Below are 877 nucleotides of genomic sequence, written 5' to 3' on the forward strand. Positions count from 1 at the left end.
GCGGGTCACGGTGGTGCACGCCGTGGGCTGGCCGATGGAGCGCCAGCTCGACCCGGCCGCGGGGGCGCTGCTGGCCCGCCAGCTCGGGGCGACGCGCCGGCTGCGCTTCGCCATGCCGGCCGTGACCGAGGCGATCGAGGGCGCGCAGGCGGCGACGGCGCTGCGTCTGGCCGATGGCCGCCGGATCGCCTGCGACCTGGTGGTGATGGCGGTCGGCGTGCGCCCCTCCGTCGCTCTCGCGCATGCCGCGGGGCTGGAGGTGAACCGCGGCATCGCGGTGGACGACGCGATGCGCACGAGCGATCCGCGCATCCTCGCCATCGGCGAATGCGCCGAGCATCGCGGCCAGGTCTGCGGGCTTGTGGCGCCCGCGCTGGCGATGGCGGAGACGGCCGCCGCGACGCTGGCCGGCGAGGCGGCCTGCTACGTGCCGCAGCCGGACCCCGCCGCCCTCAAGGTCTCGGGCATCGCCGTCTGGTCAGCCGGCGAAGTCGCGCCACCGGACGCCGAGTCGGTGACGCTCTACGACGAGGAGGCCGGGCGCTACCGCCGGCTCTGGCTGCGCGACGGCAGGCTGGTGGGCGCCGTGCTCTATGGGGACACCGCCGATGCGCCCTTCTACCTCGACCTGATCGGCAGCGGCCGGCCGGTCGCGCCCTTCCGCGCCAGCCTGGCCTTCGGCGCCGCCTTCCATCCCTCCGCCCGGGAGGCCGCCTGATGACCGACGCCGCCTTCAGCGCCGAGCAGCAGGAATACCTCAAGGGCTTCATGGCCGGCATCGAGGCGCGGCGCGGCACGCTGCTGCCCGCCGCGCCGCCGGGCGAAGGCAGCGCGCCCCCGGACGCGCTGCGTGCCGCGCAGGACGCGACGCTCGCGC

General features: G+C 76.6%; 1 protein-coding gene. It reads left to right on the forward strand.

Translation table 11 applies throughout. The features are described 5' to 3' along the window. A partial coding sequence (locus OZN99_RS32600) for an NAD(P)/FAD-dependent oxidoreductase (protein WP_270939322.1) occupies positions 1–718 on the forward strand: 718 nt, incomplete at its 5' end. Positions 719–877 lie beyond the last annotated feature (159 nt).

It is taken from the genome of Falsiroseomonas oryzae (genome assembly GCF_027856955.1).
Lineage (GTDB): Bacteria > Pseudomonadota > Alphaproteobacteria > Acetobacterales > Acetobacteraceae > Falsiroseomonas > Falsiroseomonas oryzae.